Raw genomic sequence first — 24,072 nt, forward strand, 5'->3', positions numbered from 1 at the left:
GTTCAGCGAGGCACTCGTCAAAGGAAATGAAGGCATGCCCCCTTACTATAGACTGAATTGATCGCCCAAATAGACGCGCTTGACCTGCTCATCGGCAAGGATGTCAGCCGGTGCACCTTCGGCAATCATCTTGCCGTGGCTGACGATATAGGCCTTCTCACATACGTCCAGAGTCTCTCTGACGTTGTGGTCGGTAATCAAGACGCCAAGGCCTCTATCTTTCAGATGCTGAATGATCTTCTTGATGTCTATCACAGAAATCGGGTCAACCCCTGCAAAGGGTTCATCCAGCAGAATAAAACGCGGCTCGGCCGCCAGCGCACGGGCGATCTCGACCCGACGGCGCTCACCGCCGGAGAGGCTCTGACCCAGGTTGTCGCGAATGTGGGTGATATTGAACTCTTCCAGCAGTTGCTGAACTTTGTCCTCACGCTCCTCGCGACTCAACCCTTTGCGGGTCTGCATCACTCCCATCAGGTTGTCGAATACCGACAGGCGACGGAAGATGGAGGCCTCCTGCGGCAGGTAACCGATGCCGTTGCGCGCCCGCACATGCATGGGCTGCAGGCTGATGTCCTGATCGTCGATGGTGATGAGACCGGCATCGCGCTGTACCAGCCCCACAATCATGTAGAAGGAGGTGGTCTTGCCCGCCCCGTTGGGGCCGAGCAGGCCGACAATCTGGCCAGTGCCCACTTCAAGGCTGACGTCACTCACCACCATGCGGCGCTTGTAGCTCTTCTGCAGGCCCACTGCTTTTAACACTGCCATGGCTTATTTTCCCTGCTTCTTCTGGTCGGCGGGCTTGTCGAAATTCTCTACCTGATCCGGCAGGAACACGGTTTTGACCCGCTGGCTCGGGCTCTTGCTCTCGGCAATCATCTTCTGTTTGACGATGTCGTAGCGGATCAGATCGCCATTGACCTGACTATCTTCCTGCTTGAGCTGACCGTTGCCAGTGATGGTCACCAGCCGGTTCTTCAGCTCGTAGCGGATAGTGTTGCCGTGGGCATTGACCGGCTTGCCGTTATCCAAGATCTGGAAGAAGGTGGCGGGCTTGCCGTAGGCAGTCATCACCTCGGCCCCTTTCTCGCCGGAACGGGTCACAACCACCTTGTCAGCCTTGATCCGGATGGTGCCCTGATTGATGGTCACGTCCTCTTCGAAGGTGATGCGGTTGTCCTGCATCTCGGCCACCTGTTTGACGGCATCGACGTAGACCTTCTCGGCAAAGTCAGACTCTTTGGCGGTCACCGCACCACACAACAACAGGGCTGCGAGGGCCAGATTAGCGTTTTTCATTGAAATAGATGGCATGGCCTTGATCCAGTAACTCAAAATATTTGCGGTCCAGATGGCCCTTGAGGCCAACCCCTTGGGTCTGGAAATCCCGACCCAGAATGTTCACTTCCCGGTTGCTGCGCACATCCTGTGTCACCAGATCCAGCTCCAGATAGGGGGTATCCAGTGTGGAGATGAAAGAAGTTGGTAGCAGACCATCCAGATGCACCTTGTCCCGCAGGATGACGTTGTCGCCCGTGTTGAGCACGCCGGTTTCGGCGGTCACCTTCCACTCGGCGGCACCCTGATCGTCATACATGTAGACCACCGGCTTGTCGAAGGTGGCCTGCTCGAGGATTTGATAATACTCGGCGTAGGTCGACTCCAGCCGCTCGGTGCGCTTGCCGTTGATATCAAAACGGGTGGTCACCAGATCTTTGGCGACAAAATCCGGCTGATAGTTTTCTATTTTGACGGCGCTCTCCGGCACCAGCTCCACCTTGCCCAACTGCCAGGCAACCAGAGCGACCAGAAACAGCAGGGCAAACAACAGGGTCTGTCTGCTCATACCGAAGCCTCGGGCTGATAATCGTCGTGGCCCTGCGCCTGCAAAATGAGGTCACACACCTCGCGCACCGCTCCCATGCCACCGCCAAGCCGGGTCACCATATCGGCACGGCTCAACACCAGCGGATGAGCATCGGCCACCGCGATACCCAGGCCGCAGGCGGCCATCACCGGCAGATCGATGGTGTCATCGCCCATATAGGCAGCCTGCTCCGGGCTCAGCCCCAGCTTGGCCAGCAGCGCTTCGAAGTGAGGCAGCTTTTTATCAGCCCCCTGCACCACATGAGCCACCCCCAGGCTTTTCATCCGATCGCTGACGATACGGGAGTTGCGCCCGGTGATGATGGCGATCTCGATCCCGGCATTGAGCAACGCTCGCATGCCCGCACCATCGCGGGTACAGAAGGTTTTCAGCTCTTCGCCGTTGTTTCCCATGTAGATGAGGCCGTTGGAGAGCACCCCGTCCACATCGCACACCAGCAGGCGGATTTGCGCCGCCTTGTCGAACTGGCTGCGCGTCACCGGACCATAGAGGGTCGGTACGTTTTGCATCAAATTACTCCGGCTTTCAGCAGGTCGTGCATGTTGAAGGCGCCTAGCGGGCGCTTGTCACCATCTACGACCAGTAATCCGTTGATTTTTCTCGTTTCCATCAGCTTGACGGCTTCCGCAGCCATCATCTCTGGACCTACGGTAACACAGTTGGCCGTCATCACACGGCTGATGGGGGTGTGATGGATATCGATCTGCTGGTCAAGAATGCGGCGCAGGTCGCCATCGGTAAAGAGCCCGGCCAGCAGGCCATTGCCATCGACCACAGCCGTCATACCGAGCCCCTTGCGGCTCACTTCCAGCAGCGCCTGGCTGATGGTGGCATCTATACCCACCCGGGGCAACAGATCGCCACTGTGCATCAGGTCGCCAACCCGCAGCAACAGACGCTTGCCGAGCGACCCGCCCGGGTGAGAGAGGGCGAAGTCATCGGCGGTAAAACCGCGCGCTTCCAGCAGGGCGACCGCCAGGGCATCGCCCATGACTAAGGTTGCCGTGGTGCTGGAAGTGGGTGCCAGACCCAACGGGCAGGCCTCTTTCTCCACCTTGATGCACAGATGCACGTTGGCCTCTTTGGCCATGGTGGAGGCCGGATTACCGGTCATACAGATGAGCGGAATGCCGCGGCGCTTGAGTACCGGCAGCAGGGCCAGGATTTCATCGCTCTCACCGGAGTTGGAGATAGCGATGATAAGGTCGCCATTGGAGATCATCCCCAGATCGCCGTGACTCGCTTCTCCTGGGTGAAGGAAGAAGGCCGGTGTGCCTGTGCTGGCGAGGGTGGCGGCGATCTTGCTGCCGATATGGCCCGATTTGCCCATGCCGGTGACCACTATCTTGCCACCACAGCGCAGCACCATTTCGCACGCCTTGTCGAAGGCGTCGTTCAGATACTGATAGAGTCCATCAATGGCTTGCTTTTCTGTGTCCAGCACCGCGCGGGCACTGCGACGAAAATCGAACAGTTCAGACACTTTCTCAGGCTTTACAGACATAAAGACACAGCTCCGGGCCGAAATTAGCTGCGGGATTATAAAAAAGTCTGCCCGGATAAGCGAATCGGATGGCAAGTCCCGCTCTCAATGACGCACTTTGTTACAGAAAACTGTCGTTCAAATGGGCTTGCGGCCTGTTCAATAGTTGTTCCTTGCTGTTGCTTAGACCTAGACTACCCCATAAAATTCGCACCTCATTTACACCGGATGGACAATTGTTTGAACAATGACCTGATCACCATCTCCGATCTGACCTTCAGTCACGGAGATCGGCTGTTGTATGACGGGATCAACCTGACCATTCCTCGTGGCAAGGTGACCGCCGTCATGGGCCCGAGCGGCATCGGTAAAACCACCCTGCTGCGGCTGATCGGTGGCCAGCTCAAGCCGGAGTCCGGTCACATTCTGTTTGACGGGGAAGATATCCCCACCCTATCCCGTTCGCGCCTCTATGAAGTGCGCAAGCGGATGAGCATGCTGTTCCAGAGCGGCGCCCTGTTTACCGGCATGACGGTCTACGACAACGTGGCCTTCCCGCTGCGAGAGCACTCCGGCCTGCCGGAGGAGCTGATCCACACCATCGTCATGATGAAGCTGCAGGCGGTGGGCTTGCGCGGCGCGGCGAAACTGATGCCCTCCGAGCTCTCCGGCGGCATGGCGCGCCGGGCGGCGCTGGCTCGGGCAATTGCGCTCGATCCTGACCTCATCATGTATGACGAGCCGTTCGTCGGGCAGGACCCCATCACCATGGCGGTGCTTGTCAAGCTGATCAAGGAGCTGAACGATGCCCTCGGTATCACCTCCGTCATCGTCACCCACGATGTAAAAGAGGTGCTGAGCATCGCCGATTACGCCTACATCATTGCCAATCGCAAGGTGGTGGCGCACGGTACGCCGGATCAGCTGCGCGAGGAGCACAATCCCGAAGTCGAGCAGTTCCTCAAAGGATTGCCCGATGGTCCTGTTCCGTTTCATTTTCCGGCAGGCGATCTGCTACAGGATCTCTGATGTTGATAAGTCAAATAAGCAAGCTGGGGCGGGTCGGAGTGCGGTTTATCAGCTCCGTCGGTCGCGCCACCATCATGTTGTTCCATGCGCTGGCGGGCAAACCCGAGCCGCGCAAGCACTTCCCGCTGCTTGTCCAGCAGTTGTATGTGGTGGGCGTACAGTCGGTGGCCATCATTCTGGTCTCCGGCCTGTTCATCGGCATGGTGCTCTCGCTGCAGGGTTACAACGTATTGAAGGATTTCGGCGCCGAGCAGAGCCTGGGGCCGCTGGTCTCCCTCTCCCTGCTGCGGGAGCTGGGTCCTGTGGTCACTGCGCTGCTGTTTGCCGGCCGTGCCGGTTCGGCCCTGACCGCTGAAATCGGCCTGATGAAGGCCACCGAGCAACTTTCAAGCCTCGAGATGATGGCGGTCGACCCACTGCGCCGGGTGGTTGCCCCCCGCTTCTGGGCTGGCGTCATCAGCATGCCGCTGCTGGCCTTTATGTTCAGCCTGATCGGTATCTTCGGCGGCAAGCTGGTCGGTGTGGACTGGCTCGGCGTGGACGAAGGGGGCTTCTGGTCTGCCATGCAGGCCTCCGTCGACTGGCATGAAGACATCATGCAGGGCGCCATCAAGAGCCTGATTTTCGCCCTAGTGGTCACCTGGATTGCGCTCTTTAACGGCTATGATGCCAAGCCGACCTCGGCCGGGATCAGTCAGGCCACGACCCGAACTGTGGTCCACTCATCCCTCGCCGTGCTCGGCCTGGATTTTATACTCACTGCAGTCATGTTTGGATAAGGTAAAGATGAAGTTCAGCAAAGTAGAATTCCTGGTCGGCACCTTCATGCTGGCTGGCATCGGTGCCATTCTGGCACTGGCCCTGCAAGTGGCCGGTTTGAGCTTCAAACCGGAAGGAGAAACCTATACCCTGCGCGCGCATTTCGATAATATCGGCGGCCTGAAAGTCCGTTCGCCGGTCAAGGTCGGCGGCGTGGTGGTAGGCCGGGTCAGCGACATCGTACTGGACCCGAAAACCCAGGTGCCCGAAGTGACCCTGATGATGCAAAAGAGCGCTGGCGAGTTCGCCGATACCAGTTCCCTCTCCATCCTCACCTCCGGTCTGCTCGGCGAGCAGTACATCGGTCTGGCCCCCGGCTTCAGCGATGAGGAGATGGGCACCGAGATGCTCAAGGATGGCGACCTGATTGAAGACACCAAATCCGCCATCGTGCTGGAAGATCTGATTGGCAAGTTCCTCTACAGCCAATCCTCCGACAGCAAATCAGACAGCAAGAAGGAGTAATCATGTTCAAGAAAATCGCCCTGCTGCTGGGTCTGATGACCAGCATGCTCTTTTCCCTGTCTGCCCAGGCCGCAGTCGATGCCACCGACCCCAACGCGCTGGTGGATCAGGCGGCCAAGCAGACCTTTGCCCGCCTGAAGGCCGATCAGGCCCAGGTGAAAAGCAATCCGGATCACCTGCGGGTGATCATCCGCGAAGAGCTGCTGCCCTATGTGGACAACCGCTTCGCCGCCTACAAGGTGCTTGGCAACCAGATTAAAGAGACCACCGAAGCGCAGCGCAATGCCTTCGTCGAGGTGTTCACCGAGTACATGGTGAGCTCCTACGCCGATGCGCTGGCCCATTTTGACAAGCAGACCGTCAAGGTCGAGCCGGGCAAAGCCCCCAGCGGCAATATCACCGCCGTCAACGTCAGCGTGAAAGAGGCCGGCAAGCCGGACATCTTCCTCGAGTTCAAGCTGCGCAAGAACAACAAGACCGGCGAGTGGAAAGCCTTCGACATGGTGGCAGAGGGGATCAGCCTGCTCTCCGCCAAACAGAGCGAGCTGGGCGGTTTGATCCGCCAGAACGGCATCGATGCGGTGATCGCCCAGTTGCGCGCCCACAATGCCAAGCCGTTGGTGCTCAAGTCATGAGACTGAGCGGCGAGCTGCAGGCGGCTCAGGTGATTGAGCTGTGGCAACGGCGGGCTGACTGGTGGCAGGAAGACCAGATCGAGCTCGGCGACGTGACCACGCTGGATTCCGCCGGGCTGGCCCTGCTGGTCAAATGGGCCAAAGCCGTATTAGCGCGAGGCGCCACACCGCAATTGGTGGGCGCCTCCAGTGATTTCTATACCCTGGCCAACCTCTACGGGGTGGCCGGGCTGTTTCAGTCAACCCCGCTCACAACTGAGGACGCATAATGCAAGTCTCTGAAATTGAAGCGATACTCCTTGAGGCTCTGCCATTGTCCGAAGTCCATGTCAAAGGGGACGGTAGTCACTACCAAGTGATCGCCGTCGGTGACATGTTTGACGGCATGAGCCGGGTCAAGAAGCAGCAGGCCATCTATGCCCCGCTGATGGACAAGATCGCCAGCAACGCCATTCACGCCCTCTCCATCAAGGCGTTCACCGACGCCGAGTGGAAACGCGAACGTAAATTCCTATTGCCCTCCTGATTTGGTAACGAAGTAAAAAATGGACAAATTCAAAATCGATGGTCGTTGTACTCTCAACGGCGAAGTGACCATCTCCGGCGCCAAAAACGCCGCGCTGCCGATCCTGTTCGCAACCCTGCTCTGTGATGAAGAGGTACACCTCTCCAACGTGCCGCGCCTGAAAGATGTGGGCACCACCATCAAGCTGCTGGAGATGCTGGGCGCCACCACCAAAGTCAACGGCAACGTCACCGTGCTGACCGGTGCGGTCAACAACCACGTCGCCCCCTACGAGCTGGTGAAGACCATGCGCGCCTCCATTCTGGCGCTGGGCCCGCTGGCTGCCCGTTTCGGCGCCGCTGATGTCTCCCTGCCCGGCGGTTGCGCCATCGGTGCCCGTCCGGTCAACCTGCACGTCCACGGCCTGCAGCTGATGGGTGCCAAGATCACCATCGAAGATGGTTACATCAAGGCCCGTGTCGATGGCCGCCTGAAAGGCGCTCACATCCTGATGGATATGGTCTCCGTGACCGGTACCGAAAACCTGATGATGGCTGCGACCCTGGCTGATGGCCGCACCGTGATCGAAAACGCCGCGCGCGAGCCGGAAGTGGTCGATCTGGCCAACTTCCTCAATACCCTGGGTGCCAAGATCCAGGGGGCGGGTACCGACACCCTGACCATCGATGGTGTCGAGCGCCTGCACGGCGGCAACTACAGCGTGCAGCCTGACCGCATCGAAACCGGAACCTTCCTGGTGGGCGCGGCGGTCACCGGCGGCAAGATCACCTGCCGCAAGACCGACCCGACCCTGCTGGAAGCGGTACTGGTCAAGCTGGAAGAGGCTGGCGCACTGATTGAGAAGGGTGAAGACTGGATCACCCTCGACATGACTGGCCGCACCCTCAAGCCGGTCACCATCAAGACCGCCCCCTACCCGGCCTTCCCGACCGACATGCAGGCACAGTTCACCGTACTGAACGCGGTGGCACAAGGTACCGGCATGATCACCGAGACCATCTTCGAGAACCGCTTCATGCACGTTCCCGAGCTGGTACGGATGGGCGCAGACATCGAGTTGCAGGGTAATGTGGCCATCTGCCGCGACACTGCTCAGCTCAAGGGGGCTCAGGTGATGGCGACCGATCTGCGCGCCTCTGCCAGCCTGGTGCTGGCCGGCTTCGTGGCCGAAGGCTCCACCATCGTCGACCGCATCTACCACATCGACCGTGGCTACGAGAACATCGAGCAGAAGCTGCAGGGTCTGGGTGGCCGCATCGAGCGCATCAAGGGCTGATATCTCCCTGATCGCTGGCCGATAAAAAGGCCCCCTCGCTAATGCAAGGGGGCCTTTTTACATTCACCTGGGCTGCCGAGATTCAATGCGGTCGAGAGTGGTCCATATCGTGTCAGGCTATTTACCAGCCCCCTGGCGGCCAACGTTCATTGGCTCGAGACTCGCCAAAGAACCAAAAAAGTGGGGTGACATGTCCATGTCACCCCCTCGCAAATAGCATGTTCCATATTGGAGTCCGGCCACGCCAGGTCTCTGTTTCACTTTCCGATAGTTCGCGACCCATCTTAAGTGCGCGCCAATTGCAGCAATGCAACCGGCCAGCTACCCGTTACAACCTTCGTCCACACGGCAGACAAGCCGCCGTGTTTGTCCTTGCAACTGAAATATTACGCATAAAAACAAAATAAAAAACGTTTTTATGCTAATTCCATTCACATCAGAGTACAAAAAACAGCCTTATCATCACCACTAAATTGTTATAAAACAGCAAGATAGATTCATGCATGGTTATTCACCCGCAAAGGGCATCAGCAATGGCTTACAAGGCTTTGCGAGATCTCGCACAAAAAATGGCTGCCTTACAGCCAACGGCGCAGGGGCAACCAGTCACTCAGACGGGCTATCAGTCGCCTTGGCCACCCCTCGGGTTTGCGCGGCAATCCACCGGCCTGCTCCTGCCAGCGAGCCAGCCACGTTCGCAGCGCCTCGCAGATCGGCGGGCAGTGCAGATGCAGCATCAGTTCGGTATTGAGAAAGAGTGAGCGAGGATCGAGGTTGAGGCTGCCGAACAGCGCCCGCTCCTCCCCCAGCAGGATCAACTTGGCGTGCAGGCTGCCGTGGCCATGGTCAAACTCGGCGACCCGGATCCCTTGGCGCAGCAACCAGCCGAGATAACGCTGATAGGCACCATAGACCAGTGGCACATCGGTGCTGGCCAGCGAGTTGGTGAGAATGTCGATGGCGATCCCCTGCTGGCGTAGCCGCGCCAGACGGTGCCGGAACCCGCGGGTCAGGATGAGGTAAGGGGTCACCAACCCCAGCGAGCCGGGATTGTCAGCCAGCTGGCGCCAGAGCTGACGGGCAGTGGTGGGACGGGAGATAAGCCCCTTGCCGGGACGGTCGAACCACACCTCGGCCCGCCCCTCATGCCATTGCAGCGGCACATCGCGCTCGTCAAACAGCGCCGCGGGCAGATCGTAGACCGTCGCTACCGCCGGATCCGTCATGGTGAACAGGAAGTCGTTGACCACCTCTATTTCGGCGGGCAGCAGCTCGCGGCGCAACAGATGGCGGATGGGGTGACTCCAGCGGCTGTGCCAGAACTGCTCGAACCCCTGCACCATCTGCTGGCACAGTCCCCCCTGACAGGCGAGATCGAGATCCACGAAGGGGGCTTGCGGATCCAGACCGAAGTAGCGATCACCGATGTTGCGCCCGCCGATCAGCGCCAGCTTGCCATCCACCAGCAGCAGTTTGTTATGCATCCGGTGGTTGATGCGGCGAAAGCTGAGCAGTCCCTCCAGCAGCAGTGCCAGCGGGCGCCAGCCCCGCAGCCAGAAGGGGTTGAACAGCCGTACCTCGATCCCCGGGTAGTGAGCCACCATCTCCAGAAAGCGGTTGTCACCGGCATAGAGATCATCCACCAGCAGCTGTACCTTGACGCCACGCCGGGCGGCGTGAAGCAGCTCGCTCAGCAGCAGCTTGCCGCTGCTGTCCTCCTCCCAGCTGTAGTACTGCGCCTGGATCCGCTCGCGGGCATGGCGGATCCAGTGACAACGCACCTTGAGCGCCAGCTGGGGATCGTCGATCAGGGCAAAGGATCCGGGGATCATGGTGTCATCCTGCTGTCATGGCCGGGTGTCATAACGCTGGCGAGCCTCTTCACATATTCAAAAGGAGTTGCTGATGGAACTGCATGATACCCCGATGTCGCGCTATCTGGGCCAGCTCAGCCAGCCAGATCTCATCCCGGCCACCGGCCCTGCTCACTGGTTTTTGCAACACAGGGACGGTGGCTGGCAATTGCCGACCGTGCAGGCGACCCTGCCGGTCAACCGGCTCAGGGCTGAGCCGCTTCGATAGCGGCAGCCTTGCCCTCGATCTGGGGCAGGCTGAAACGATAGGCCACGTAGTACTTGTAGATGGTGCCGACATAGTTGATCGGCCCCTGTCCGACTTCGTTGGCCACCAGCTGATCCACGTTACCGAACCAGACGTTGGGATCGAGTCCCAGTTTCTCCGCCTTGCCTCGCAGCGCCTGCACCCGGTTCGGCCCAGCGTTGTAGGCGGCGAGGGCAAACAGGTGGCGGTTGAGCCGATCCAGCTTGGGATCATTGAAGTAGGTATCGAGGATCAACCGCATGTAGCGGCAGGCGGCCTCCACATTTCCCTCCAGCGTGGTGAGTCTGGCGCCGTTGATGCCGACTTCCCGCCCCGTACTGGGCAGCAACTGCATGAGGCCCACGGCCCCCTTGGGCGAGCGCGCCTTGGGATTGAGGCCGGACTCCTTGTAGCCAAGCGCCGCCAGCATCAGCCAGTCGAGATCGTATTGATTGGCGTACTTCTCCAGCACCTTGCGAATGGTCGCGAGGCGCCCCATAGGATCCGGCGCCAGGATATTGCTCATCTGATCGCTGCGAACCAGCAAGCGGCGCAGGGTCATGTCGCTGTAGAGGCTGTTGCGGCTGACGCTCGCCAGATAGCCATTGACCGCTTTCAGCAGCTCGGGGCTGTTCTTGCGCAGCGCCCAGCCACTGGTGCCGTTGCTGCGCAGGGGGATCAACTTGTGAGCCTTGAGACCGGAGATCATGCCACTCAGCCAGATCCGCCCCTTGTAGCTGTCGGTCACCGTCAGGGGAATAATGCCGGCGGCCACCATCTCCAGCAGATCGCCATCCTGTAGATATTCGGGCACCGTCTCGATATAGACGGGGGGCAGCCCCAACTCGCGAAACAACCAGTTGAGCTGGCGCAAGCTCTCGTAGTAGCTGGAGCTGGCCCGCACCCAGACCCGCCTGCCGGAGAGCTGGGTAATGCGGCTGAAGGCGGGCAGGCTGTTCTGGCTAACCACCCACTCCTCGATGGAAGAGATGAGAGGCCGGGAGAAGGCCACCTGTTCACGCCGGGTCGGGGTCACCGTCATGGTCGCCGCCACCAGATCCCCACGCCCCTCGGTCAGATAGTCCAGCAGCTTGTCCTGCCGCACCGGGATGTAGACCACCTTGAGTTTGACCTTCTCTTTAGCGAGATAGGTGTTGTTCAGCCAGCGCTCGAATCCTTGCAGCTGATTGACCAGAATGCCGTACTGGGTGCCGCGATCGAGAAAATAGAAACCGCGCTCATAGACCACCAGAGCCCTGAGTTCGCGCTTTTGCAGAATGCTTTCGAGGTCCCCGGGTTGGGGCAAACGCACCGGCTTGAGCTCAGCCGCCAGCAGGGAAAAACAGCAGAGGGCCAGCAGAGCCCAAATCCAGCGTCGCATCACGATGGCTGCCCCTGTGCTGAGGTCACGCCTGCTGCCTGTTGGCAGCACGGATCACGATAGAGGGTGGGATTGGGGGCAGAGATCCATCGCTGCGTCATGATATTTACGCCTTCTGTTGGCCGACTCGCGCCGGGCAAACGTCTGTGGGATAGAGTAACTATAGAACGCCGACCCACAGCAGAAGGGTCAACACGGCAGGCAAACCTGCCGCGTTATCAGACAACTCAGATAGAGCGGGCCCGCATTTCGAAAATCAGTTTTTCGGCGGTGCAGGTGAATTGCAGGCGGGCTTTCAGGATCACGCCGTTGGCGCCCTGGGTCAGTTCGCTGCTCACTTGAGCTTCGGCGGTGACCTGTTTGGCCAGTGCTTCATAGGCAGCCAGCTTGGCGCGGGCATCCGCCTCGGCCGCGGCTTCAATAACCAGCTCCATCACATCGTCGCCTTCGCCGATGATGGTGCCGATCTCGGCAAAACAGCCGCAGCTGTCACAGGTTTCGTTCAGTTCAACTTTCTCGTCTACAGACATTTTCTACTCCTACTGCTTATTTCGGATGATTTGCGTCGTCACGCATCGCCTTGCGAAAATCTTTGATGGCGGTCCCCAGATCCTCACCTGCACTGGCAAGACGCTTGCTGCCGAAGACCAGCACAACGACCAGCAAGAGGATCAGCATATGCCAGATATGAATTCCACCGAGTCCCATAGGGATACTCCCTCACAAAGAGATATCTGTTACTTGTATCAAAATAGAGCGCAGGGATTGTTGGGCAAAATCAAGGCAGGTGCAAGTGAGCAAATAAATCATAGCCAAAAAATAGGGCGACCCTGAGGTCGCCATATTGATTGTGCTACATGTCCCCTCAACCGCTACATCCTGTACCAGTGGTTCATGCGAACCTGAGACCATTCGAGGATAAGATCGCCAAGATATGAAAACAAATGGTATAAATTCATCTTAGAATTGAAGAGGATTCATATCATGCTGCTGGAACAACTGGGTCGCATCGACCTCAATTTGCTGATTATCCTGCAGGTATTGCTGGAAGAGCGCAACGGCAGCAAGGCGGCACGCCGCCTTCATCTGAGCCAGTCCGCGGTCAGTAAAGCCCTCGGCCGTCTGCGCGATACCTTCAATGATCCCCTCTTCATCCGATCTGCCTACGGGCTGGAACCCACCGGCCGTGCCCTTGCACTGCAGCAGCAGTTGCAACCCATCCTGCTGTCGCTGGATAACCTGATCCAGCCGCCCGAGTTCGACCCCGCCAGCTCGGAGCGAGAGTTCGTCATCGCCAGCATGGACAGCGCCTTTACCCTGTTTGCCCCGCTCTACCTGAGCGAGCTGAAGCGGCAGGCACCAAGGATCCGCTTGCGTTACGAGGAGTGGACCGAGAACAGTCTGACCGAGATGAGTCAGGGACAGGTGGACATCGCCTTCGCGGTGCGGGAGAACTGCATCAGCTCCGATTATCGGCTCGATACCCTGCCCGACAGCATCTGTCAGCGAGTGCTGGCGGTCGATGACCTCACCTGTCTGGTGCAGCAGCACCACCCCGCGCTGCGAGAGCCCAACTGGAATCTGGAGCACTACCTCAGTTATCCCCATGTGCAGACTTACTGCGAGGGACGGGACCGCTGGATGCTGGATCACAAGCTGGCAGAGCAGGATCTCTACCGGCGTATCGAGGCAACCGTGCCCTCCTTCGAGGCGGCGCTGCGGATGGGGATGCACTCCGACATGATAGTGACCCTCTCCAGGCTCTACGCTCGCCACGCTACCCAGGTCTATCCGCTGTTGCAGCTGCCGCTGCCCATCGGGTTGGACAGCATCTCCCATCTGCTCATCTGGCATCAGCGTCACAGCGAGGATCCGGGCCACCGCTGGCTGCGGGAATTGCTGCTCTCCCTCATAATGAGCAAACTGGAACCCGCAGCGACCACTCACGAGTGACGACACGCCCTCTCGGCAGGAAGAAAAGAACGGGGCTCTGCGTAGCCCCGTTTCATTCACTTCAAGATGTAAACCGCTCAGCCTTGGCCGGTCACTGCCAGATAGTGATGTACCCCGTCCAGCAGCATCTGGACCGAGATCATCACCAACAGCATACCCATCAACCGCTCCACCGCAGTGAGTCCCCGCTCACCCAGCAGCTTGTTGAATACCTCGTAGAACATCAGGATCACCGCGCTGGCAGCCCAGGCCATAAAGAGTGCCAGCGACCAGTCCACCATCCGGGTCGGCTCCTGATTGGCCAGCAGCATCAAAGAAGCCAGGATAGAAGGACCGGCGATCATCGGGATCGCCATCGGCACCAGGAAGGGCTCCTCGCCCGCCGCCAGCCCGGTCACGCCCCCCTCACTCGGGAAGATCATCTTGATGGCGATCAGGAACAGGATGATGCCCCCCGCAATGCTGACCGCCTCCTGCCGCAGGTTGAGGAAACCGAGGATCTGCTGACCGACGAACAGGAACAGCATCATGATGGCCAGCGAGAAGAGCAGCTCGCGCACCATCACCTTGCGGCGCCGCTTGGGATCGATATGACGCAGGATAGAGAGGAAGACCGGCAGGTTGCCCAGCGGGTCCATGATCAGAAACAGCATGACTGCGGCAGAGAAAGTATCCATACAACGCCCGGGCTACGCCCTGAATAGGGAAAAGAGAGGGGGCGAAATATAGCAAAGGGCGAAGAATTGAGCGAGCGCCATGATGCGCTCGCAGCGGGATTAACCGTGGTTGCAGATCTTGTCGGCGCGGGTCTGGAAACCCTCAGCCGAGTCGATGAATTTGCCGCGAGCGGCCAGAAAGTCGATCAGCGCTTCCGCATCCATCTCGCTGGCGCTGCAGGTATGAAAACGGGCCTCGGCACCGAACCGCTCGGCCATCGCCTGTTTCAGGCTGGCACGGGTAAATTGCCCCCCGTGTGCCAGCATCATCTCCATCACTTCGTGACCATGAACCGATTGCGACATCTCTCACCTCAATAATGAACATATTTAATGCCAATTAAATATCTCCCCGCCCGGAGGGATCTTGATATAGGCCAATAAATTGCGCATTACCTGGTCAGGGGAGTGGTCACCGCCACCGCTTTGTCGATAATGTGGCAACCCGCGTCAGGGATCGCTACACTGGCGCCCCTTTTTGGCCATCGCAGACAATGTATAAGGATATTGGCGTCATGCTGTTCCATGGAGAGGCTCTCAAGCCCTGGCAGATCTGGACCCGCCGACCACTCTGGCTCAAGACCCTGATCGGCATGCTGACGGGGGTGGTTCTGGGCGTCGGCTTTGAAGAGCAAGCCCTGCTGCTCAAGCCCCTTGGCGTCTTGTTCGTCAACACCATCCAGATGCTGATGGTGCCTCTCATTTTCTGTTCGGTCATCGCCGGCCTCACCTCGCTGCTCAAGGGCAAGGCCCTCGACCGCATCGGCAGCAAGGCGATTTGTCTCTACTTCTTCTCGACCGCCATCGCCATCTGCATCGGCCTGATGATGGGCTGGCTGCTGGAGCCCGGCATGGGTGCCGACATGGGGCCCCATCAGCGACTCGGTGTGGCAACCCAACCCACCCTGGCCAGCGTGCTGAGCCATCTGGTGCCGAGCAACCCGGTACAGGCGATGGTGGATGGCAAGATCCTGCAAGTGATCGTCTTTGCAGTGGCGTTGGCGGTCGCCCTCAACGCCAGCGGTCGCCGTGGCCGCCCCGCCATCCTCTTCTTCACCTCGTTGGCCGAGGGGATGTTCAAGCTGACCCAGATGGTGATGGCGCTCGCCCCTTACGGTGTCTGCGCCCTGATGGCCTGGATGACCGGCAAATACGGCCTCGACCTGCTGCTGCCGCTGCTCAAGGTGATCGGCGCCGTCTACCTCGGCTGTCTGCTGCACGTGCTCGGGGTCTACAGCGGCCTGCTGCTCCTGCTGGCACGGCTCAATCCTTTGCACTACTTCAAGAGCATCGTTGATGCCCAGGCGGTTGCGTTTACCAGCAGCTCGAGCAGCAGTACCCTGCCCATCAGTCTGGCCTGCGCCGAGAAGCGGCTGGGAGTCTCCCCCGCCATCACTGCCAAGGTGCTGCCCATCGGCGCCACCATCAACATGGATGGCACCGCCCTCTATCAGGGAGTGACTGCGCTGTTCGTGGCTCAGGCATTCGGTGTGGATCTGCACATGGTCGATTACCTGACCATCATCAGCATCGCTACCCTGGCCAGTATCGGTACGGCAGGTACCCCTGGCACCGGGTTGATGCTGCTGACCCTGACCCTGACGGCGGTGGGCTTGCCGCTGGAAGGGGTGGCACTGATTGCAGGCATTGACCGGATCCTCGACATGGCGCGCACCACGGTCAACGTATCGGGGGATATTCTGGTGTCGGTGCTGATCGCCCGCAGCGAAAACGAGCTGGATCTGGCGACCTATCACGATGCTAGCGCAGGAGAAGATATCGAGTTCCCGCCGCGCTAGCGGAAGAAAGATCAGCTGTCGTGGGGATCGTGATGACAGCGCCAGCAAACGTCGAAGTTGGCGCCGTTCTCCTCCCCGCACTGGCCGCACAGCCAGCCGTTACCCTGACGCTGCTGGTAACGCTCGATGACCCGTCCTGCCTTGCTGCGATCCTCGGCCCGCACCATCAGGGTCACCTGCAACATGTCGACCGGCAGTTCGCCAAGGGCGCCCGACAGCCCCTCGCCATTGAGGCGCACCAGCACCCCTTCTGCCTCCAGCGCCCCTTTCAACGCGTGCGCTTCCAGGGTGTGTGAGGCGCGATAGAGATTGATCCAGTTATCCATAGCTCCCCCTTACAACAACTTGTCGATGCCAAACTCGGCGCCGTTATCAATCATGAAATCGATGAATGCCCGCAACTTGCGCGGCATCAGTTGCCGCTCTGGAAACAGCAGATATATGGGCACCCTGGGTTGCTGCCACTCTGGCAGCAGGATCACCAGCTCGCCGCTGGCCAGCTCATCCTGACAGAGCATAGCGGGTAACGAGGCCAACCCCAGCCCCGCCTTCGCAGCCTCCCGGGCACAGGTAATATTATTGACCCGAAAACGGGATGGGGGGTCAACCAGCACCTCTCTACCATCCAGCTCGAAGCACCAGTGAGAGGCGAGAAACCCGCTGCTCACCGTCACCCGCTCGTGGTTGGCCAGATCCTCCGGCCGCTCGATGACCGGGCTGCGGGCCAGATAGTCCGGGCTGGCACAGAGCAACCTTCCGGTGCTCCAGAGTCGGCGCGCAGCCAGATTGGAGTCGCTCATGTCGCCAATCCGCACCACCGCATCCAGCCCTTCGCTGATAGGGTCCACCACTCGATTGGTCAGCTCCAGCTCCACCTGCAAGGCGGGATAGGCCTGCAAAAACTTGGCGACCAGGCGCCCGACCACCAGTTGCCCCGTCTCGATAGGCACCGCCAGTTTGAGGGTACCGGTCACCTCCTGCTGGCTGGCGCTCAGCATCAGCTCGGCTTCGGTCAGGGCATCGACCGCCTTGCTGCAGTGCAGGTAGTACTTCTCCCCCTCCTCGGTCAACGTGAGCTGACGAGTGGAGCGATAGAGCAGACGCACACCGAGCCGCTGTTCCAGCTCGGCGATGCGGCGGCTGACCATCGCCTTGGTCATCCCCAACTCGCGGGCGGCCCCCGTAAACGAGCCCTTGTCGACGATACGAACCAAAATTAACGCGGCATTGAGGTCCATTGTTGCACCAGTGAAACTGTATATCTCGTGAACCAATACTAATCGAAACAGTTGACCAGTGTTAGCCTGCGCCCCTTAAGTTCAGGAATCACAAAAATGAGTCAACACAAAAAAATTCCCCTGCTGGCAGCCATGATATTGGCGCTGCTCGGTCTGCTGTTCGCCGGTTACTGGTATCTTCACGGCCGCTATTTTGAAAGCACCGACAACGCCTATCTGCAAAGTGAAGTGACCGGGATCAGCTCCAAACTGCCCGGTTATATCCGCGAAGTGCTGGTCACCGACAACCAGCCGGTCAAAGCGGGCCAACTAATAGCCCGTCTCGATGATCGCGAATACAAAACCAGGGTCGCGGAGGCCGAAGCCGACCTGCGCCTCAATCAGGCGACGGCCGAAAATCTGGCCGCCACCCGCACCCAACAACTGAGCCTGATCCAGCAGGCCGAGGCCAAGCTCGCCTCCGCCAACGCCGAACAGCTGCGCGCCAGCCAGCAGGTCAACCGGATCAGTCAGCTCAACCAGCGCCACTACAGCTCGCAAGACAGTCTGGACGAGGTGCGTGCCGGCCTGCAGGTCAATCAGGCGCAAGCCCGGGAGGCCCAAGCCGCCCTGCAGGCGGCACGTGAACGACTGCTGGTACTGGATGCCGAGCGCAAACAGAATCTGGCCAAGCTGGCATTGAGCGAAGCACAACTGGAGCAGGCCAAGCTGGAGCTCGGCTACACCGAACTGCGGGCACCGGCCGACGGCATCATCGGCAAGCGCAGCCTGCGGGAAGGGCTCTACGTCCAGTCCGGTATGCAGGTCGCCAGCCTGGTGCCGCTACAGCAGGTGTGGGTCGAGGCCAACTTCAAGGAGACCCAGCTCGCCCATATGCAGCCGGGCCAGAAGGTCGAAGTGGTGCTCGATGCCTACCCGGATCAACCGGTCGAGGGGATCATCGACAGCCTGGCCCCGGCCACCGGTGCCAAGTTCGCCCTGCTGCCACCGGAGAATGCTACCGGCAACTTCACCAAAATCGTGCAGCGGGTACCGGTGAAGATCCGCATCCCCGAGCCAGGCCCGCTGGCAGGCAAGCTGCTGCCGGGTCTCTCCACCGAAGTGATCGTGGATACCCGCACTCCTGAGCCCGTGGTGGCTGCCAACTGATGGAACCCATTCCACGTCGCAACTGGATCGCGGTCATGGGGGGGCTTATCGGCGCCTTCATGGCCATCCTCGATATCCAGATCACCAATGCCTCCCTGAAGGATATTCAGGGGGCCCTGTCGGCCACCCTGAGCGAAAGCTCCTGGATCTCCACCTCCTATCTGGTGGCGGAGATGATCGCCATCCCCCTGAGCGGCTGGCTGAGCCGGGGGCTGAGCGTGCGCCGCTACCTGCTCTGGACCACCAGTGCGTTTATCGCCGCCTCCGTGCTCTGCTCGTTCAGCTGGAACCTCACCAGCATGATCGTCTTCCGGGCGCTGCAGGGCTTCACCGGCGGGGCGCTGATCCCGATGGCCTTCTCCCTCATCGTCACCCTGTTGCCGCTACAAAAGCGGGCCACCGGCATGGCGCTGTTTGGCCTCTGTGCCACCTTCGCCCCCGCCATCGGTCCGACCCTCGGCGGCTGGCTTACCGAGCAGATGTCGTGGCACTACATCTTCTATCTCAACGTGCCGCCGGGACTGCTGGTGATGGCCATGCTGGCCCACGGGCTGGATAAAAAACCGGTGGACTGGGCCGTGATCAAGCGGGTAGACCTCATCGGGATTGTCACCATGGCACTTGGCCTCGGCCTGCTGGAGGTGGTACTGGAAGAGGGCAATCGGGAAGACTGGTTCGGCTCAAGTTTCATCGTGCGACTGGCGGTCATCTCGGCAGTGGCGCTGGTGTTCTTCGTCATCAGCCAGCTGATCCGCCGTCACCCGCTGGTCAATCTGCGGTTGCTGCACAACCCGCGCTTCGCGCTGGCCTGCTTCGCCTATCTGATCCTCGGCATGGCGTTGATGGGCTCCATCTATGTGCTGCCGCTCTACATGACCCAGATCCACAACTACAACGCGCTGGAGATCGGCGAAGTCCTGATGTGGATGGGGCTGCCGCAACTGCTGGTGCTACCGCTGGTGCCCAAACTGACCCACAAGATAGACCCGCGCTATCTGGTGAGCTTCGGCTTCCTTATCTTCGCCGTCAGCTGCTTTATGAACGTCAACATGAGTGCCGACTACGCCGGGCCGCAGCTGATCCAGTCGCTTATCGTGCGGGCGCTGGGGCAGCCCTTCATCATGGTGCCGCTCTCCCTGGTCGCCACCGCCAGCCTGAGCCACGACGAGATCCCCTCCTCCTCGACCCTGCTCAACGTACTGCGCAACCTCGGTGGCGCGTTCGGTATCGCCATCATCGCGACCCTGCTCGACAACGATACCCGCACCCATGTGCTGCAAATTGGCAGCACTCTGGCCGCCAGCAGCATCGAGGGACAAACCTATCTGCTGCAGCTGGCCCAGAGCATGATGGCGCAGGGTTCAGGCCCCGAGATTGCTCAGCAGCAAGCCCACGCCATGCTGGCCAACACCATCAACCGGGAAGCAGCCATCATGGCCTACAACCAGGTGTTCTACATCATGGGGATCTTCTTGCTGATCGCCAGCGGCCTGATGCTGTTGCTCAAATCCCCCGCCCCACGGGCTGCGGATGCCGAACCGCTAGAGGCGTGAAAAACGCCGGGCATAAAACGAAAAACGGGCCAATGCCCGTTTTTCTTTATCTGTTACCTGTACTCCACCACGTGGTGTTATCCCGCCAGCGAGCCCGCAATCAGGAATTGTGCCGCAAAATAGCTGCTCATCACCCAAGCGCGGGCGTGGGGAAAGGGGCGGCGGAAGCGATCGAGCGCCAGCATGCTGTCGGAGAAGAGGAACATCAGTGCCCCCACCAACGCTGCGGCAGAACCGGCAGTGAGAGAGGCGTGCCAGGCACCGGCGGCCACCCAGGCCATGCCGATAATCACCAGCATGTAGCAAAAGACCGGGATCCGCATCTCCCCAAGCTTGCCCCACAACAGGCCAAATACCATGCCGGCAATCAGCAACAGTAGCAAGCCGTCCACCAGATTGAGCAGCAGCGGTCCTTGGGCAAAGCCGACGATATAGCAGAGATGCGCGACAAGAAATGCCGCCAACCCTTGAATGAAGCGATCGCTTGGCAGCATCAGCAGCACATCGCCCGCCAGCGAGAGGCAGAGGCCGAGCAGGATCCAGGCGTGGGAACCGTCGTGGTCATAACTCTGGTAGCCGAACGCCAACGCGATGATAAACAGCATGGTCAGCGGCTTGCTGATATAGAACTGGCGGCTGTCTGAACCGTAGGCCGCACGGATATGCCACCAACCTGAAGCGATGATCAAGAAACTCAATAACATGCCCTGCTCCTCACCTGTTGCTCGCAGTCATACGGCAACCGTTTTTATCATGATGCAGGGTAACAAATTCCCTCCCCCAGTGGCAGGGGTGCTTATCAAATGGACAGACTAAGCCTAAAGTCTAATTGCCGCCCCGAGTGGTTCAGGGCATAAGTGACGGGTCTGGAGGATCACCATGGAAGAAGCTATGAAGAACTATCTGCCCGCCATCGATATCATGATGTGCCATCTGGGGATCAGCTTTGAGCAGGCCTGCGAACAACTGGGTCTTAGCCAGCAGGAGCAACAGGCACTGGATCTGCTGCAGCAACAGCAGAGCCAAGCCAACTAAGCCCTCCCGTTATTGGATATCATGATGCGCCATCTGGGGATCAGCTTTGAGCAGGCCTGTGAACAGCTGGGTCTCAGCCAGCAGGAGCAGCAGGCACTGGATCAGTTGCAGCAACAGCAGAGCCAAACCAACTAGCCCGTTCAAACATGCATACCAAAGAGAAGACCGCCAGCAGGCGGTCTTCTCTTTTAGTATGTGTGATACCCCGGCAAGGCATCATGCAATGCCTGCCAGCAGGCGACTCCAGTTGCGTTTACCAGCGATAAAGCCGTCACGCAGGGCCCGGTACTCCAGTTGCAGCTTGAGGCGGTCATAGCGCGCCAGCGCCTTGCGCTTGCGCAGCTCCAGCAGCCGCTTGCGACTAGCGTAATAGTGTTGCAACTGCTGGCTCAGCTTGTCGTACTCCTCCTGCAGCAGCGCCTGCCACAGTTCGCGATCTTCCTGCTTGCGCAACTTGGCTTGTGCCCGTTTCAGCTGCATCTGCAGCCGGGCTTGTTCGATACGCTCCTCCGGCGAAGATCTGAGATCTCCCGCCAGACCGCACCAGGAGGCGAGCCGGATCAACCACTTGGTCGGATCGAACTGCCACCAGTGAATGCCATTGCGGTAGTCATTCTCGAACAGGTGGTGAAAGTTGTGGTACCCCTCGCCAAAGGTGAAAAAAGCCAGGATGCCGTTATCGCGAGCGGTATTGCGGTCGGTATAGGGCTGACTGCCCCAGATGTGGGCCAGCGAATTGATGAAGAAGGTGGTGTGGTGAGTCATCACCATTCTCAGCACGCCTGCCAACAGCAACATGCCGAGCATATCCCCGTGCCATAGGCCGAGCAGCAGCGGCAGCCCCAGATTGGCCGCCAGCGCCAGCGTCAGATAGTGACGGTGCTGAAACGCGACCACCGGGTTGTTCTGCAGGTCACGCACATTATTGTAATCGCCATAGCGATCTCCCTGATGCTCCCGCAGCATCCAGCCGATGTGGGAATACCAGAAGCCGCGCCCCGCGCTGTAGGGGTCTTTATCGTTGTCATCCACATGACGATGGTGACGGCGGTGATCGGCCGACCAGTGCAGGGCCGAATTCTGCAGCGCCAACGCACCGCCGATGGCAAACAACCACTGCAAAGCGGGGTGCGCCTTGTAGGCCTTGTGCGACCAGAGCCGGTGATAGCCTGCGGTGATGGAGAGACCACTAAGGCAGAACAACAACAGGAAACTGGCCCACTGCCAGAGATCGTAACCGTGGCTCACGCCGTACCAGGGCACGACAATCAACGCCACTATCCCGGAGAGGGAGAACAGCAGGGTATTGGTGAAAATAATGGGGGGTCTGGCCATCTCATTGCATCCTTTCAGCGAACAGCTGTTAGCCATTTTCTATGGTGATTTCCTCACGGTCAATGGTAAAAAAATAGGATACAAACCTGATCCTGAGGCGCCTTCGGGTTATCATTTGTCCTCGTTAAGCTGAAGGTGACTGATTTCGTGGGTATTCGCGCTCAACAAAAAGAAAAAACCCGGCGTACATTGATCGATGCTGCATTCAGCCAACTGTGCGCCAATCGGAGTTTCTCCAATCTCAGCCTGCGGGAAGTCGCTCGCGAAGCGGGTATCGCGCCCACCTCTTTCTATCGCCACTTTCGCGATATGGAGGAACTGGGCCTGACCCTGGTTGACGAAGGAGGCCTTACCCTGCGCCAACTGATGCGCCAGGCACGCCAGCGCATTGCCGGTGGTGGCAGTGTCATCAGCACCTCGGTGCAGACCTTTATGGAGTTTGTCGAGAACAACCCCAACATCTTCCGGCTGCTGCTGCGGGAACGCTCCGGCACCTCGGCCGCCTTTCGTCAGGCGGTGGCTCGCGAAATCCAGCACTTTATCGCAGAGCTGACCGATTATCTGGAAGCCACCACCGAAGCACCACGGGAAGATGCCTACATCCAGGCAGAAGCCATGGTCACCATCGTCTTCAGTGCCGGTGCCGATGCACTCGACATGACCAGCGAAGAGTGCCGTGCACTCTCCGACCGAACAATTCGCCAACTGCGGATGATCGCCATGGGCGCCGAGGTACAAAACCAGAAGCGCCGTGAACCTCACCCATGACCACAGGATGGAGAACGATATGACTGAACAGCTTATGATCCCGAAAAAACCGCTCGCCATGGCCATGCTGATTGGTATCTGTGGCGATGCCTCTCTGGCCGTGCTGACCAACTCGGTCGTACCTTTCTCCTTCTTTCCGCTGATTGCCCTCTGGCTGGCGGCCTATCAGCTGTTCCAGCACTATCGCCATGAACCCATGGTGGGCAACACTCCCATCTGCACCCTGCTCTGCTTCTTTATCGGTGTCTTCGGTCACTCCGCGCTGCTCAAGGTGCAATACCCGGAGCTTGGCAGCAACTTCTTCTCCCTGATCATGATGCTGCTGTTACTGGCAGCCCTCTCCATCAAGCTCGGCCTGAGCATTGGCAACAAAGAGAAGCACTGATAAATAGACCGAGTGATGGTAATCAGTTGATAGATAAAGCAAAGAGGCCTTCCCGTCGGGAAGGCCTCTTTGCTTGAACGGTACCTGATTAATCTCGGTATTCCCAACCTAGCCAAGCTGCTGGGCTTCAAGATCGACGTGCAAATGGAAGAGGGGTGGTCAATATGGAACTTCCCTGCAACCAGCAGGCGGCAGGCGGCAGAAGCCTGATTTGACCACCTTCAGAGTCATTCAGATAGCTGTAAATGAGACTGATAAGACTCTGATATAGCCCGAAAATGGTGGAAATAATCGGCTATCTGGCACTCTTACTTGGCAGGGAAAAGCCAGATATTGGTGGTTTAACACGCTAAAAATACAAAAGCCCGGTCGTGAAGCCGGGCTTTGCTGTTCGTTCTGGTGTGCAAACCTGTGGGTCTTATGGACAAAACCACCCATAGCAAAAAGGCCTTCCCAATCGGGAAGGCCTTCAAATTAGTGGCGGAGCGGACGGGACTCGAACCCGCGACCCCCGGCGTGACAGGCCGGTATTCTAA

Annotated in this window: 31 protein-coding genes; 16 read left to right on the top strand and 15 right to left on the bottom strand. The window is 59.1% G+C overall.

Annotated features, from left to right (window positions below; all coding sequences use genetic code 11):
- Positions 1–45: 45 nt before the first annotated feature.
- Genes lptB through G5195_RS09235 form a run of 5 tightly spaced genes read right to left on the bottom strand, consistent with a single transcriptional unit; the run spans position 46 to position 3,395 of the window.
- Complete coding sequence (gene lptB, locus G5195_RS09215; protein ID WP_005336333.1) at positions 46–771, bottom strand: LPS export ABC transporter ATP-binding protein; 726 nt, start codon at positions 769–771, stop codon at positions 46–48.
- Positions 772–774: 3 nt separating this feature from the next.
- Positions 775–1,302, bottom strand: coding sequence for a lipopolysaccharide transport periplasmic protein LptA (lptA, locus tag G5195_RS09220; RefSeq protein WP_040068817.1), 528 nt, complete (start codon positions 1,300–1,302; stop codon positions 775–777).
- Positions 1,289–1,849 (bottom strand): LPS export ABC transporter periplasmic protein LptC, encoded by a 561-nt coding sequence (gene lptC / locus G5195_RS09225; RefSeq protein WP_005336338.1) that lies wholly within the window; start codon positions 1,847–1,849, stop codon positions 1,289–1,291. Before lptC ends, lptA begins: the two co-directional genes overlap by 14 nt.
- Positions 1,846–2,400 carry a 3-deoxy-manno-octulosonate-8-phosphatase KdsC gene (gene kdsC, locus G5195_RS09230; protein WP_108542371.1) on the bottom strand — a complete coding sequence of 185 codons (555 nt, stop codon included), beginning with the start codon at positions 2,398–2,400 and terminating at the stop codon, positions 1,846–1,848. Before kdsC ends, lptC begins: the two co-directional genes overlap by 4 nt.
- Entirely contained in the window at positions 2,400–3,395 is a 996-nt protein-coding gene (locus tag G5195_RS09235; RefSeq protein ID WP_421236046.1) for a KpsF/GutQ family sugar-phosphate isomerase, read from the bottom strand. Before G5195_RS09235 ends, kdsC begins: the two co-directional genes overlap by 1 nt.
- 207 nt (positions 3,396–3,602) lie before the next feature.
- Between G5195_RS09235 and mlaF the strand changes: the two genes are divergently transcribed.
- From mlaF to murA, 7 genes are read left to right on the top strand one after another with little or no spacing between them, the layout of a single operon-like run.
- On the top strand, positions 3,603–4,403 hold the full coding sequence (gene mlaF, locus G5195_RS09240) for a phospholipid ABC transporter ATP-binding protein MlaF (RefSeq protein WP_005336343.1): 801 nt from the start codon (positions 3,603–3,605) through the stop codon (positions 4,401–4,403).
- Positions 4,403–5,182 carry a lipid asymmetry maintenance ABC transporter permease subunit MlaE gene (mlaE, locus tag G5195_RS09245; RefSeq protein ID WP_005336345.1) on the top strand — a complete coding sequence of 260 codons (780 nt, stop codon included), beginning with the start codon at positions 4,403–4,405 and terminating at the stop codon, positions 5,180–5,182. Before mlaF ends, mlaE begins: the two co-directional genes overlap by 1 nt.
- A 7-nt stretch (positions 5,183–5,189) precedes the next feature.
- The gene (gene mlaD / locus G5195_RS09250) at positions 5,190–5,687 is read left to right on the top strand and encodes an outer membrane lipid asymmetry maintenance protein MlaD (protein WP_005336348.1); all 498 of its coding nucleotides are present in this window, start codon (positions 5,190–5,192) and stop codon (positions 5,685–5,687) included.
- Between the two features lie 2 nt (positions 5,688–5,689).
- A complete protein-coding gene (locus G5195_RS09255) occupies positions 5,690–6,322 on the top strand; it encodes an ABC transporter substrate-binding protein (protein ID WP_421206654.1) in 633 nt (210 codons plus the stop codon).
- Positions 6,319–6,591 carry an STAS domain-containing protein gene (locus tag G5195_RS09260; RefSeq protein ID WP_421206652.1) on the top strand — a complete coding sequence of 91 codons (273 nt, stop codon included), beginning with the start codon at positions 6,319–6,321 and terminating at the stop codon, positions 6,589–6,591. The genes G5195_RS09255 and G5195_RS09260 overlap by 4 nt, the downstream gene beginning before the upstream one ends.
- A complete protein-coding gene (gene ibaG / locus G5195_RS09265) occupies positions 6,591–6,848 on the top strand; it encodes a BolA family iron metabolism protein IbaG (protein WP_005306001.1) in 258 nt (85 codons plus the stop codon). Before G5195_RS09260 ends, ibaG begins: the two co-directional genes overlap by 1 nt.
- A gap of 19 nt (positions 6,849–6,867) precedes the next feature.
- Positions 6,868–8,124 carry a UDP-N-acetylglucosamine 1-carboxyvinyltransferase gene (gene murA, locus G5195_RS09270; protein ID WP_216979958.1) on the top strand — a complete coding sequence of 419 codons (1,257 nt, stop codon included), beginning with the start codon at positions 6,868–6,870 and terminating at the stop codon, positions 8,122–8,124.
- A 578-nt stretch (positions 8,125–8,702) separates the two neighbouring features.
- Here murA and G5195_RS09275 read toward each other — a convergent pair.
- Positions 8,703–9,956 carry a phospholipase D-like domain-containing protein gene (locus G5195_RS09275; RefSeq protein ID WP_227341811.1) on the bottom strand — a complete coding sequence of 418 codons (1,254 nt, stop codon included), beginning with the start codon at positions 9,954–9,956 and terminating at the stop codon, positions 8,703–8,705.
- 73 nt (positions 9,957–10,029) lie between these two features.
- Here G5195_RS09275 and G5195_RS09280 point away from each other — a divergent pair, with 73 nt between their 5' ends.
- Positions 10,030–10,206, top strand: a complete 177-nt coding sequence (locus tag G5195_RS09280) for a hypothetical protein (protein ID WP_421223128.1) — start codon at positions 10,030–10,032, stop codon at positions 10,204–10,206.
- Here the strand turns inward: G5195_RS09280 and G5195_RS09285 are convergent.
- The 3 genes from G5195_RS09285 to tatA all read right to left on the bottom strand — a co-directional run bounded on the left by G5195_RS09285 (position 10,184) and on the right by tatA (position 12,313).
- Complete coding sequence (locus G5195_RS09285) at positions 10,184–11,605, bottom strand: transglycosylase SLT domain-containing protein (protein WP_227341810.1); 1,422 nt, start codon at positions 11,603–11,605, stop codon at positions 10,184–10,186. The two genes, G5195_RS09280 and G5195_RS09285, sit on opposite strands and share 23 nt — an antisense overlap.
- Positions 11,606–11,832: 227 nt before the next feature.
- Positions 11,833–12,135, bottom strand: a complete 303-nt coding sequence (locus G5195_RS09290; protein ID WP_101531245.1) for a YfcZ/YiiS family protein — start codon at positions 12,133–12,135, stop codon at positions 11,833–11,835.
- A 16-nt stretch (positions 12,136–12,151) separates the two neighbouring features.
- Complete coding sequence (gene tatA, locus G5195_RS09295; protein ID WP_005339944.1) at positions 12,152–12,313, bottom strand: twin-arginine translocase TatA/TatE family subunit; 162 nt, start codon at positions 12,311–12,313, stop codon at positions 12,152–12,154.
- Between the two features lie 276 nt (positions 12,314–12,589).
- Between tatA and G5195_RS09300 the strand changes: the two genes are divergently transcribed.
- A complete protein-coding gene (locus tag G5195_RS09300; protein ID WP_005348538.1) occupies positions 12,590–13,558 on the top strand; it encodes a LysR family transcriptional regulator in 969 nt (322 codons plus the stop codon).
- A gap of 77 nt (positions 13,559–13,635) precedes the next feature.
- Here G5195_RS09300 and G5195_RS09305 read toward each other — a convergent pair whose 3' ends face one another.
- Both G5195_RS09305 and G5195_RS09310 read right to left on the bottom strand, forming a co-directional pair.
- A complete protein-coding gene (locus tag G5195_RS09305; RefSeq protein ID WP_041234986.1) occupies positions 13,636–14,235 on the bottom strand; it encodes a YhgN family NAAT transporter in 600 nt (199 codons plus the stop codon).
- 99 nt (positions 14,236–14,334) lie between these two features.
- On the bottom strand, positions 14,335–14,580 hold the full coding sequence (locus G5195_RS09310) for a YecH family metal-binding protein (protein ID WP_201984085.1): 246 nt from the start codon (positions 14,578–14,580) through the stop codon (positions 14,335–14,337).
- 209 nt (positions 14,581–14,789) lie between these two features.
- On the opposite strand from G5195_RS09310, the gene G5195_RS09315 reads away from it, so the two are divergent.
- Positions 14,790–16,073: a dicarboxylate/amino acid:cation symporter gene (locus G5195_RS09315; protein WP_219295564.1), complete on the top strand. Its 1,284-nt coding sequence runs from the start codon at positions 14,790–14,792 to the stop codon at positions 16,071–16,073.
- Positions 16,074–16,084: 11 nt separating this feature from the next.
- Here the strand turns inward: G5195_RS09315 and G5195_RS09320 are convergent, their stop codons facing one another.
- The gene (locus G5195_RS09320) at positions 16,085–16,399 is read right to left on the bottom strand and encodes a DUF2007 domain-containing protein (protein WP_005339933.1); all 315 of its coding nucleotides are present in this window, start codon (positions 16,397–16,399) and stop codon (positions 16,085–16,087) included.
- Between the two features lie 9 nt (positions 16,400–16,408).
- Positions 16,409–17,311: a LysR family transcriptional regulator gene (locus G5195_RS09325; RefSeq protein WP_005357631.1), complete on the bottom strand. Its 903-nt coding sequence runs from the start codon at positions 17,309–17,311 to the stop codon at positions 16,409–16,411.
- Between the two features lie 96 nt (positions 17,312–17,407).
- Between G5195_RS09325 and G5195_RS09330 the strand changes: the two genes are divergently transcribed.
- On the top strand, positions 17,408–18,460 hold the full coding sequence (locus G5195_RS09330) for an HlyD family secretion protein (protein WP_219295563.1): 1,053 nt from the start codon (positions 17,408–17,410) through the stop codon (positions 18,458–18,460).
- The gene (locus tag G5195_RS09335) at positions 18,460–20,013 is read left to right on the top strand and encodes a DHA2 family efflux MFS transporter permease subunit (protein WP_421223131.1); all 1,554 of its coding nucleotides are present in this window, start codon (positions 18,460–18,462) and stop codon (positions 20,011–20,013) included. The genes G5195_RS09330 and G5195_RS09335 overlap by 1 nt, the downstream gene beginning before the upstream one ends.
- Positions 20,014–20,090: 77 nt before the next feature.
- Here G5195_RS09335 and G5195_RS09340 read toward each other — a convergent pair whose 3' ends face one another.
- Positions 20,091–20,717, bottom strand: a complete 627-nt coding sequence (locus G5195_RS09340) for a lysoplasmalogenase (protein WP_421223133.1) — start codon at positions 20,715–20,717, stop codon at positions 20,091–20,093.
- A 175-nt stretch (positions 20,718–20,892) separates the two neighbouring features.
- On the opposite strand from G5195_RS09340, the gene G5195_RS09345 reads away from it, so the two are divergent.
- Positions 20,893–21,048, top strand: a complete 156-nt coding sequence (locus G5195_RS09345) for a hypothetical protein (protein ID WP_155397466.1) — start codon at positions 20,893–20,895, stop codon at positions 21,046–21,048.
- Positions 21,049–21,264: 216 nt separating this feature from the next.
- On the opposite strand, the gene G5195_RS09350 is transcribed toward G5195_RS09345, so the two are convergent.
- Positions 21,265–22,383: a fatty acid desaturase gene (locus tag G5195_RS09350; protein WP_216959726.1), complete on the bottom strand. Its 1,119-nt coding sequence runs from the start codon at positions 22,381–22,383 to the stop codon at positions 21,265–21,267.
- A gap of 147 nt (positions 22,384–22,530) precedes the next feature.
- On the opposite strand from G5195_RS09350, the gene fabR reads away from it, so the two are divergent.
- The 3 genes from fabR to G5195_RS09365 all read left to right on the top strand — a co-directional run bounded on the left by fabR (position 22,531) and on the right by G5195_RS09365 (position 23,746).
- Positions 22,531–23,151, top strand: coding sequence for an HTH-type transcriptional repressor FabR (gene fabR, locus G5195_RS09355; protein WP_005339921.1), 621 nt, complete (start codon positions 22,531–22,533; stop codon positions 23,149–23,151).
- Positions 23,152–23,170: 19 nt separating this feature from the next.
- Positions 23,171–23,536, top strand: a complete 366-nt coding sequence (locus tag G5195_RS09360; RefSeq protein WP_213389829.1) for a YijD family membrane protein — start codon at positions 23,171–23,173, stop codon at positions 23,534–23,536.
- A 69-nt stretch (positions 23,537–23,605) separates the two neighbouring features.
- Positions 23,606–23,746 carry a hypothetical protein gene (locus G5195_RS09365; RefSeq protein WP_421236047.1) on the top strand — a complete coding sequence of 47 codons (141 nt, stop codon included), beginning with the start codon at positions 23,606–23,608 and terminating at the stop codon, positions 23,744–23,746.
- The last annotated feature ends 326 nt before the right edge of the window (positions 23,747–24,072 follow it).

The organism is Aeromonas sp. 601039 (assembly GCF_049174415.1).
Taxonomy (GTDB): domain Bacteria; phylum Pseudomonadota; class Gammaproteobacteria; order Enterobacterales; family Aeromonadaceae; genus Aeromonas; species Aeromonas veronii_A.